The sequence below is a fragment of the Methanobrevibacter sp. genome, from assembly GCF_017406825.1.
Taxonomy (GTDB): domain Archaea; phylum Methanobacteriota; class Methanobacteria; order Methanobacteriales; family Methanobacteriaceae; genus Methanocatella.
Window position 1 is genome coordinate 1 of sequence record NZ_JAFQXT010000009.1, and the last position, 10,554, is coordinate 10,554.

General features: G+C 34.8%; 12 protein-coding genes and 1 pseudogene. 10 read left to right on the top strand and 3 right to left on the bottom strand.

What is annotated here, in order from left to right; genetic code table 11:
* Positions 1-909, bottom strand: a 909-nt coding sequence (locus IJF99_RS01390; RefSeq protein ID WP_292791053.1) for a DUF2070 family protein, incomplete at its 3' end; no start/stop codon positions are given.
* Between the two features lie 110 nt (positions 910-1,019).
* Here IJF99_RS01390 and IJF99_RS01395 point away from each other — a divergent pair.
* From IJF99_RS01395 to IJF99_RS01405, 3 genes are all read left to right on the top strand, one after another.
* On the top strand, positions 1,020-1,541 hold the full coding sequence (locus IJF99_RS01395; RefSeq protein WP_292791055.1) for a FumA C-terminus/TtdB family hydratase beta subunit: 522 nt from the start codon (positions 1,020-1,022) through the stop codon (positions 1,539-1,541).
* A gap of 92 nt (positions 1,542-1,633) precedes the next feature.
* Positions 1,634-1,963 carry a hypothetical protein gene (locus IJF99_RS01400; protein WP_292791058.1) on the top strand — a complete coding sequence of 110 codons (330 nt, stop codon included), beginning with the start codon at positions 1,634-1,636 and terminating at the stop codon, positions 1,961-1,963.
* Positions 1,964-3,112, top strand: a complete 1,149-nt coding sequence (locus IJF99_RS01405) for a TIGR03576 family pyridoxal phosphate-dependent enzyme (protein WP_292791061.1) — start codon at positions 1,964-1,966, stop codon at positions 3,110-3,112.
* Here IJF99_RS01405 and IJF99_RS01410 read toward each other — a convergent pair.
* Positions 3,109-4,026, bottom strand: a complete 918-nt coding sequence (locus IJF99_RS01410; RefSeq protein WP_292791067.1) for a biotin--[acetyl-CoA-carboxylase] ligase — start codon at positions 4,024-4,026, stop codon at positions 3,109-3,111. The two genes, IJF99_RS01405 and IJF99_RS01410, sit on opposite strands and share 4 nt — an antisense overlap.
* Positions 4,027-4,044: 18 nt before the next feature.
* Positions 4,045-5,535: an acetyl-CoA carboxylase biotin carboxylase subunit gene (locus IJF99_RS01415; protein WP_292791069.1), complete on the bottom strand. Its 1,491-nt coding sequence runs from the start codon at positions 5,533-5,535 to the stop codon at positions 4,045-4,047.
* A gap of 69 nt (positions 5,536-5,604) precedes the next feature.
* On the opposite strand from IJF99_RS01415, the gene IJF99_RS01420 reads away from it, so the two are divergent.
* The 7 genes and pseudogenes from IJF99_RS01420 to rps19p form a co-directional block, all read left to right on the top strand.
* Positions 5,605-6,237: an METTL5 family protein gene (locus IJF99_RS01420; protein ID WP_292791072.1), complete on the top strand. Its 633-nt coding sequence runs from the start codon at positions 5,605-5,607 to the stop codon at positions 6,235-6,237.
* A 230-nt stretch (positions 6,238-6,467) separates the two neighbouring features.
* On the top strand, positions 6,468-7,295 hold the full coding sequence (locus IJF99_RS01425) for a putative RNA uridine N3 methyltransferase (RefSeq protein WP_292791075.1): 828 nt from the start codon (positions 6,468-6,470) through the stop codon (positions 7,293-7,295).
* A gap of 330 nt (positions 7,296-7,625) precedes the next feature.
* Entirely contained in the window at positions 7,626-8,636 is a 1,011-nt protein-coding gene (gene rpl3p / locus IJF99_RS01430) for a 50S ribosomal protein L3 (RefSeq protein WP_292791077.1), read from the top strand.
* Between the two features lie 2 nt (positions 8,637-8,638).
* Complete coding sequence (gene rpl4p, locus IJF99_RS01435) at positions 8,639-9,403, top strand: 50S ribosomal protein L4 (RefSeq protein WP_292791079.1); 765 nt, start codon at positions 8,639-8,641, stop codon at positions 9,401-9,403.
* A gap of 24 nt (positions 9,404-9,427) precedes the next feature.
* Complete coding sequence (locus tag IJF99_RS01440) at positions 9,428-9,688, top strand: 50S ribosomal protein L23 (protein WP_292791082.1); 261 nt, start codon at positions 9,428-9,430, stop codon at positions 9,686-9,688.
* Positions 9,689-9,701: 13 nt separating this feature from the next.
* Positions 9,702-10,427, top strand: a complete 726-nt coding sequence (locus IJF99_RS01445) for a 50S ribosomal protein L2 (RefSeq protein WP_292791085.1) — start codon at positions 9,702-9,704, stop codon at positions 10,425-10,427.
* 15 nt (positions 10,428-10,442) lie between these two features.
* Positions 10,443-10,554, top strand: a pseudogene (gene rps19p / locus IJF99_RS01450) (30S ribosomal protein S19); the annotation flags it as partial.

The window sequence follows — 10,554 nt, forward strand, 5'->3', positions numbered from 1 at the left end:
ATGAGCAACCATTGTGAAATGGTCGAATTTATTTGCAAGAAGTGTAGGCATATTGGATCCTCCCAAATCACCCAATGGTCCGGGATGTACTGACGGAGAAATGAATAACGCTTTTATGCCATTTCCTGTTTTAAAACTAATGAATGTTACGAGGGTATCAATGGATTCACTCATGTTTTCAAACAGTCCTTCAAGGGAGTTTGATCCCTCATTCATATGTGCAATGAATAAACTTAATAAATCCAACACTCCAATTCCCAAATTTTTCTTGAATGGTGAAGCAATAACCTTAATGAATGCATATATTGCCAAAACGAATATGACTGATGCGACTAGCGCTTTAATCATAACCTGCATTATCACCGAACCCATAAAACTGGTGTCGATAAATAAAAATGAGATGGATATATACATTGCAATGATAAGCAGGGGTTGGATAAATCCTGTCAGTGCAGCTATTGTGAATCTAACTTTGGCTGTTGCCCAGAAAACTAAAGTATTAAATCCATATATCAAAACACAGGCAAATATCATTGAATTTATAAAAATGTCGACATGTATTATCCTTGAAACAATACATCCTAAAATAACAAAAATTCCTAAAATGGTCATGGAAAGAGCAGATAGGAACATGGAATGTTTCATCTTTAAGTTAATTCCATGAAATGAGCTTATAACTTGTTGATTCAGTGCTCCGCTCATAATTGAGGATATGCCAAGGACACAGAAACCGAACAATCCTCCTAATATGAAATCTTCAAGGATTCCGTGGTTAGGTGTCAAATCAATTAAATAATAAGTGCTTCCAATCAGAAAACTTATTATCATCATTCCAATTACAGAATATTTTGTTTTTGGCAGGGTTTGAATGTATTTTGACAGTCCTGCAACACTACTCATACTTGACATTTTCTTCCCCGGTATTATTCCTAACCATTAATTTTATTAAAGCAAAAAATTTTATATATTTAATAGTTATATTCTTTTTTAATAAATACATTATTATTATAGGTGGATAAATGGAAAAAAAGTTACAAGTTCCGATTAAAGATGAAAGTCTGACAGATTTAAAAGCAGGGGATGTTGTTTATTTAACTGGGAATATCCTGACCGCTAGAGACCAGGCGCACAAACGCATAATCGAGAAGGGCGCTCCATTGGATATTGAGGGAGCAGTGCTTTTCCATGCAGGGCCGATTATAACTGAAGATAAAGGAGATTATAAAATGGTGGCAATCGGACCTACAACATCCATGAGGATGAATCCTTATCAGAGTGATGTTTTGGATATGGGCGTCAAGATTGTCATAGGCAAAGGTGGAATGGATGACACTGTTCGTGAGGCTTTAATCCGTAATAATGCATTATATGTGGTAGCTACTGGTGGTTGCGCGGCTTTATATGTCGATGCCGTTGAAGAAATTGAAAGTGTGGATTGGCTGGATTTGGGAATGCCGGAAGCAATGTGGAATTTGAGAGTTAAGGATTTTGGACCGCTTATAGTCGCAATGGATAGTGAAGGAAATAGTTTGTACGATTGAACATATAAAAATACTTATATATAAGATTGATTTATAGTATATTTTAAATTATAATTATTACTTAGTGAAGAATTTTTGAGGATGTGTAATTAATGGCTAATATTGATGAACTTGCTGAGAAAAAATTAAAATCAAGAATGACCAAAATTAGAAAATGCAACAGAGAACCTGAAGAGAAACAAAAGTTTTCTGAAAAAATAGGCATTTCCTTGGAGCTTGAATTCCAAAATAAAAATCCTGACAAACTTTCGGACGGTATTACTATTATCACTTCCCCTGAAGGCAAAGTTTTATTTGCAGACTACTTTTATGGAATACCTGAAGATGAAGAGTATACTAACATTGAAATTGATGAAAAACAATTAAAATCAATCATTGAATTCTTCAACGATTTCAAATTAGAATTAGACGACTCTGATTAGATGATAGTTAATAATTCATTAGATGAAGTTAAAAAAAGAGAAAAAGCCCTTTCTATAATTAAGGATATTGTTGATAATAAAGGGCGCGAATTTTTATTTGATTTAACTGGGCTATCTGGAGGATTCATTGCCAGCCAATCAGAAATAAGTCTTCTGGAAACTTATGTCGGCCCGGCCATTTTTGAGGATGCCCTTCAGGAAGTTGGAATAGAGCATATGGGTGGAGAAAAAGTCATCCCCCTTAATAGAACTTCTTCAGGGATTCTGGCCACTATCTTAACATTAGTCAAAAAAGATTCTAATGTCGTACATTATCTTGCGGAATTACCTGCCCATCCTTCCATTCCTCGCAGCTGTAAGTTAGTTGGAGCCAATTACTTTGAAACTGATGTTTTTGATGAATTTTCGATTCCGGAAAATACTTCATTGGTTGTCGTTACCGGCTCTACAATGGACCATAAGGTAATCGATGAATGCGAATTTAAAAAAGTAATTGAAATGGCTCATGAAAAGGATATTCCAGTGATGGTCGATGACGCTTCAGGAGCAAGATTAAGAACAGTTGTTTTCAATCAGGCCAGAGCATGCGATTTGGGCGCAGACATTGCAATTACAAGCACCGATAAACTAATGCCGGGTCCAAGAGGAGGGCTCATGGCAGGACGTAAGGATTTGATTGATGAAATCAAAATCAAGGTTAATCAGTTTGGTCTTGAAGCACAGCCTCCTGCAGTACTTGCAATGTTAAACGGAATAAAGAATTTCAATGAAGATAACTTGATTAACAGTTTTGATAGGAAAGATCAGCTATTTGATTTGTTAGGCTCAAAATTCAATAACTTTGAAAAGACACCAACAGGAGTCATGATTTCCCCTGAAGATTTGGCAAATGAGATTAATATTCCTCATAACTTATCCGATAATGATTTGGCATTCGTATTTTCATTTATATTATTAAAGGATTTTGGAATCATAACAATTCCTGCTGTGGGAATGCCTGGTGCATCTGCTACAATAAGATTTGATTTGTCAACAAGCGATGCATTTAATTTGGACTTAAAAGATTTAACAAAAAAAATAGAATCTTCATTTGAGAAATTACTTGACGTAATCACAAATGAAGAAAAATGCAGGGAGATTGTATTTTAGTTTTTGATTATACATTCTCCGGAAATTACTTTTTCTAAGGTTCCATCAATTTTTTCAACAATTAAAGCTCCTTCTTTACCAATGCCTACAACATAAGCATCGTAGTTCTTGTTGAAAGGTTCTCTAACTTCGACAATTTTGCCGATGCTGTATGAACGTTTTCTCCATTCTTTTAGAATAGCTTCATATTCCTCATTGTTGAATTGTATTGCTATTTTTTCAAATTCCTCTAGGAAGTATCTTATTAAAACGTTTTCATCTTCTTTTCTTCCAAGTTCCTCAGCAATAGTGGTTGTTCCGTTTTTTAGTTCTTCAGGGAAGTCGTTGACATCGATGTTTGCATCGATTCCAACTCCTATAATGACATTTTCAATTGAATTGTATTGGGTTACCGCTTCCGTTAATATTCCGCAGACCTTTTTATCATGAATCATGATGTCATTCGGCCATTTGATTTCAGCAGAAGTTATTCCGGTTCTTTCTATTGCTTTTGCAACTGCCACTCCAGTGGCTAATGTAATTAATGGGAGTTTTGAGTAGTGGACATTAGGAGTAACAATTACTGATAACCATACTCCACCTTCCGGAGATTCCCATGCTTTCCCTGATCTTCCTCTTGCGTCTGTCTGTTTTTCTGAGATTATAACGGTTCCGTTTTCAGCACCGTTTGTCGCTAGGAATTTAGCCACGGTATTTGTTGATTTTACTTCATTGAATATGAATAAGTTTTTTCCCACCCATTCGGTGTTTAAATCTTTAGAGATTTCGGAAGCTTTTATGTGTTCTGTATCTGATTTTCCAACTTCTTCAACTAATTTTGCAAAATCATGAATTTCAATATCTTTGAGTTCATCGATTGTTTCCTGTGCAAGTTTCTTTTCTTTTTTTAATAAGGTTAATATTTCATCTTTCATTATAAAACCTCTAAAAATTTATTTCTTTTGCATTTTGTGATGTGCCTGATTTTGGTATGATCCAACTGCAGCTGAAATTGCAGCAATTTTTTTGCCGGGCATGAATGTGGATTTCAATCTGTTCACATAGTCCATGTCTTCTGCAATTACATTATTCATTTCTGCTTCAATGCCTTTTTTATAGGTATCAATGAAATGAGTATTCAAATCACCGGAAATAAAGTTAGGGTTCCTTAAAACTGCCTTATGGAAAGGAATTGTAGTTTTTACACCTAAAATGATATATTCGCTCAATGCTCTTTTCATTCTATTAATAGCGTCGTTTCTGTTTCTTCCATAAGTGATTAATTTTGAAATCATTGAATCGTAGAATGTTGGAATGGTATAATTCATGTATACTCCACTGTCCAGACGTACACCAGGTCCACCAGGGGATCTGTAACCGGTAATTTTACCAGGATTCGGTGCAAAGTCATTAAGAGGGTCTTCAGCATTGATACGGCATTCGATTGCATGTCCAGTTACTTTAATGTCTTCTTGCTGGTAACTTAATTCGTCGCCGTTTGCAATTTTAATCTGTTCTTTGATTAAATCAGTATTGGTGATCAATTCAGTGATTGGGTGTTCAACCTGAATACGAGTATTCATTTCAAGGAAGTAGTATTCTCCGTTGTCATATAGAAATTCCACAGTTCCTGCACTTTTATATCCAATATATTCTGCGGCTTTAACTGCACTTCCTCCCATTTCCTCTCTTAGCTCTTCAGTCATGATTGGGGAAGGAGCCTCTTCTAAGAGTTTTTGGTGTCTTCTTTGAATTGAACATTCCCTGTCTGCTACATGAATAACATTTCCATGTTCGTCAGCCAATAATTGGAATTCAATGTGACGTGGTTTTTCAAGGTATTTTTCAATAAATACGGTTGAATCTCCAAAGTTTGTTGAAGCAACGGACTGTGTTGATTCAATTGCACGTACAAGTTCATCTTCTTCATAAACTGCACGCATACCAATTCCGCCACCTCCTGCTGAAGCTTTGACAATTACAGGATATCCGATTTGACGTGCTATTTCTTTAGCTTCTTCAATATCAGTAACACCTTCCGGTGTTCCTTCAATAACAGGAACTCCTGCTTTTTTCATGAGAGCTTTTGATGTAATTTTATCTCCCATTTTATTAATCACGTCTCCGGTAGGTCCAATAAGTTTAATTCCGTTTTTTTCACATTCTTCTCCAAATTTAGCGTTTTCAGCTAAAAACCCATATCCTGGGTGAATGGCATCAGCGCCTGATTCAAGTGCAATATCGATAATTTTTTCGATATTCAAATATGATTTTGCTGGTGAAGGATTTCCTAAAGGATAACTCTCATCAGCATAATTTGTATAAAGAGAAGTTTTATCCGCATCGGAGTAGATTGCCACGCTTTTTATGTCGAGTTCACGACAAGCACGCATTACTCTAATGGCGATTTCTCCCCTATTTGCAATTAATACTTTTTCAAACATGCGAAACCTCAAAGTAATTTTTTCATTCAATATATAATTATATACTAAATAATTTAAATATTTTATTAGATGAAAAAGATTGCTCGTAAAAAACATTTGGAAATGAGGCTCCAATCAATACCTTCTCACCCTAATCCTAAGGTGGGTCTTGAACAGTACACCACCCCATCCGTTATTGCTTCGGATTTGATCTGGAATGCTTATTCACTTGGAGATGTTGAAAATAAGGATGTTGTCGATTTAGGTTGCGGAACTGGAATCTTCGCTATAGGATCTGCATTAATGGGGGCGAATTCATCAATTGGTGTGGATGTTGATGATGATTCAATTAATCTTGCAAATGGAGTTAAGGATAAATTGGATTTGCCTAATTTAAATTTCATTGCCAGTGATATTGATGATTTTAATGAAAGCATGAATGTCGATACTGTTTTTCAAAATCCTCCTTTCGGATCTCAGAAAAATGCGGATTCCGGTCAGGATTTAAAATTTGTTCAAAAAGCCATAGGGTTGAATTGCGAGGTTATATATTCATTTCATATGCAGTCCACAGAAGAGTTTTTAATAAAATATTATGATGACAATGGTTTGGAAATTACCCATATATTCAGGTATGAATTTCCAATTCCGAAAATTTATGACTTTCATACTAAAGAAAAGCAAAATGTTGATGTAATTGTCATAAGAGCAATTTTAAAATAATTCTATTTTTTAAAATTCTAATTTTTTCATTCAAAAAACAATACCTTTATATAGTGGTTGGTATATATTTTATATTAATATATTCTCTGAGTATAAAAAAGTTGGTAGCATAAAAAGAGCTACAGATATTATAATTGATATAATATCTTGTAAATGTGTAAGTCTATTTAGTGATAGCTATGTAAATGTAGGGTAATCTTTATATAGTTTACTTGCCAAAAGTATTACTAATGTATAAAGATGAGCTATCTATATTTATTCCAAACTCGTTTCTTTCTGAGTCTAAAGATCTTAAAATCCGTACCTATAAGGTGGGGATTATAGGAAGAGCTTTAGCCATTTTTAAAGCGGATAATGTGATTGTTTATAATGATAATCATGATAAGAATGTGGATGGAGAAGAGGATGGAGCTTTTATTGCTGAAGTTTTGAATTATATGAATACTCCTCAGTATTTGAGGAAACAGGCTATTCCTATAAAAGCTGAACTTAAGCATGTAGGTATCCTTCCGCCACTCAGGACTCCTCATCATCCTGTTAATAGTCAACCAGACGTGGGAGATTATAGACAAGGATTCACCGTTAAAAGAAATAAGAAAGGAACTTTTGTGGATATTGGTATGGATGAACTTGCATTCTGTAAAGAGCAACTTACTGTTAAAAAAATTTTTGACTTTAAGATTACTAAAATAGCTAAGAAAGAAGTAATAGTCACACCTGATAAACCAGATGACGTTTACTGGGGATATAAAGTAATGTCCTCTAATAAGAGTCTTAAAAATAGCTTAAAATTAATTAAACCTGATCTTGTTGTTGAAACAACAAGATATGGAGATTATATTGATTCTATTTTTAATGAATTAAAACATAAAGTAGATGAATGTAAAAGTATTGCTATTTTATTTGGTGGCCCTTATTCTTCAATTTCAGAAGATGTTTCAAATCCTGAATGGGATTTGTATAAAGTGAATACCCTTCCGGGACAAGGAACTGAAACTGTTAGAACTGAAGAGGCAGTTGTCGCTACACTTTCTTTATTTAACTTTATGAGATTTTAATTCTCTTTAAAATATTAGTTTTACACTACTAATAGATAACTTGCTCAACTTTTTATACATGAATATTTTTAGGACTCTCCTAAAAATAATCTTAGCACAGAATGATTTATACATTGAATATATTCTCGACAGTGCTTCAATTAGCTTAGACTCAATGGAATATATTGAAATTTAATGTTTATCTAGTTACAGACTTGTTTGTAGCTATTTATCATTTCGATGAATTTATTTCATCAAACTCGCTTGATAGTTGTTTATTTGACTATCAAAGTAAAAAAATTAAAATAATTTAAAAATAAAGGAAAAATATAAATAAGGAGGTTAAATTAAATGGTTAGACATCATCAGCCAAGAAAAGGGTCTGTTGCTTTCAGTCCAAGAAAAAGAGCAGCTAAAGAAACCCCAAGAATAAAATCTTGGCCAGAATCAGATGAACCAAAATTACTCGGCCTCGCAGGTTATAAAGTCGGAATGACTCACGCTTTAGTAACTGATACTGATAAAAACTCTCCAACCCAAGGGATGGATGTTTTCACTCCAGTAACTGTATTAGAAGTGCCTCCGGTCGTAGTAATGGGAATTAGAGCTTATGAAAAAACTTCTCGTGGTTTGAAAGTAATCACCGAAGTACTTGCAGACAATTTAGATCAAGAACTCTCAAGGAAGATTTCCCTTCCTAAAGAATACAATAAATCTGAAGCTATTGCAAAAATACAAGGTGCATTAGAAAACACAGAAGAAATTAGAGTCTTAGTACACACAAATCCAAAAGTAACTAGCGTACCTAAGAAAAAACCGGATATATTTGAATGTGGAATTGGAGGAGCAAATCCTGAAGAAAAATTAAATACCGCATTAGAATTATTAGGTAACGAAGTAAAAGCTAGTGAAATCTTCAATGAAGGAGAATTTGTTGATGCAATCGCAACTACAAAAGGAAAAGGATTCCAAGGTGTAGTAAAAAGATGGGGAATCAGAATCCAATACGGTAAAGCTGTAAGAGCAGGTAAAGGTAGACACGTAGGTTCTATTGGTCCTTGGACTCCAAGAAGAACCATGTGGACTGTAGCTCAAGCAGGTCAAATGGGTTATCACAAAAGAACAGAATTCAATAAGAGAATTTTAAAAATTGCATCAGCTGATGAAGTTGATCAAATCAACCCAGACGGAGGATTTGTTAAATATGGACTTGTCAAAAACGATTACGTTTTAGTAAAAGGATCCCTTCCAGGACCTTCCAAAAGATTAGTAATCTTAAGACAACCTATCAGACCTAATAATAAAGCTGAGGATATACCTCAAATAAACTACATAAGTACAAAATCTAAACAAGGGGTATAATCATGAAAGTTAATGTTTATTCTATTAATGGGGAAGTCAAAGAAGAAATTGAACTTCCAGCTATTTTTGATGAAGTGTACAGACCAGATTTAATCAAAAGAGCTGTACTTTCTGCACAATCTGCTAGAGTACAACCATGGGGTAATGACCCAATGGCAGGTAAAAGAACTTCAGCCAAAGGATGGGGTTCAGGTAGAGGTACCGCAAGAGTCCCTAGGATTAAAAATGGTTCAAGAGCAGCTTTCGTACCAATGGCTATTGGCGGTAGACAAGCACACCCAACAAGAGCTGAAAAAAATCATCATGAAAAAATCAACATAAAAGAAAGAAGATTTGCAATCAGGTCAGCTGTTGCAGCAACTACCAATAAGGAAATTGTTGAAAACAGAGGTCACATTGTTGATGATTTAGCTCAAGTGCCTATCATTGTTGAAGATGACATTGAAGAAGTAAAAACTGCTAAACAAACCCGTGAAATTTTCCAAAACTTAGGGGTTTATGATGATGTCATCCGTGCCAAAGAAGGTAAAAGAATCAGAGCTGGTAGAGGTAAAACCAGAGGAAGAAAATACAAAAAAGTAAAAGGACCTCTTGTTGTAGTCGGTGAAGATAAAGGAATTTCCTTAGGTGCAAGAAACCACGCTGGTGTAGATGTTGTGGTTGTTGAAAACTTAAATGCTGAATTGTTAGCACCAGGTACTCACCCAGGAAGACTCACTGTTTACACCAAATCAGCTGTTGAAAAGTTAGGAGGTTTATTCCAATAATTTTGGATAAATAAGGTGATTATTATGGATTCATATTCAATTATTATTAAACCTCATGTTACTGAAAAAACCATGAATTTAATTGATTTAAACAATGAAATTTCATTCGTCGTTAACCGTAAAGCTAACAAAAAACAAATCAAACATGCTTTTGAAGAGTTATACGAAGAAAAAGTAGCAAGAGTCAATACTCACATTACTACTAAAGGTGAAAAAGTAGCATACATTAAACTTGTTGAAGAAGAAATGGCAGAAGAACTCGCCGTAAGATTAGGAGTATTCTAAGGAGGAATGAAAAATGGGTAAACGATTAATCCACCAAAGAAGAGGAAGAGGAACTCCTGCTCACCGTGTAGCTTCTCATCGTTTTAAAGATAAAATCAGATACAGATCTTACGATGCATTAGAAAAAGAAGGCAGTATCAAAGGAAAAGTCATTGACATAGTTCATGATCCAGCAAGAACTGCTCCAATCGCAGAAGTCAAATTCGAAAATGGTGAAAAGAAATATATCTTAGCACCTGAAAGCATTCAAGTTGATGATGAAATCGAATGCGGTATTTCTGCACCAATCAAATTCGGTAATACTTTACCTCTTGCTGAAATTCCTGAAGGTACCCCAGTTTATGATATCGAAAACACTCCTGGAGACGGAGGTCGTTTTGTAAGATCTTCTGGAACTTATGCTAATGTTGTAACTCATGACGCTAACCAAACTGTTGTTGAATTACCATCAGGGGAATTAAAATACTTAAACCCTAACTGCCGCGCCAGTATCGGTGTAGTAGCAGGTGGAGGTAGAAAAGATAAACCGTTCCTTAAAGCTGGTAAAAAATGGCATGCTTATAAAGCTAAAGGTAAGAAGTTCATGACTGTAAGAGGAGTAGCAATGAATGCTGTTGATCACCCTCACGGGGGAGGTAACAGACAACATCCTGGTCGTCCAACCACTGTTTCAAGACATGCACCACCAGGAAGAAAAGTTGGTTCAATTGCAGCTAAGAGAACAGGATTAAAAAGATAGATAGAGGGTGTTTCATTGGCAAGAAAAATATTTAAATATAAAGGTTATACTCTTGAAGAATTACAAGAAATGTCTTTAGAGGAAGTAATGAAATTATATCCTGCAAGACAAAGAAGATCTTTAAAGA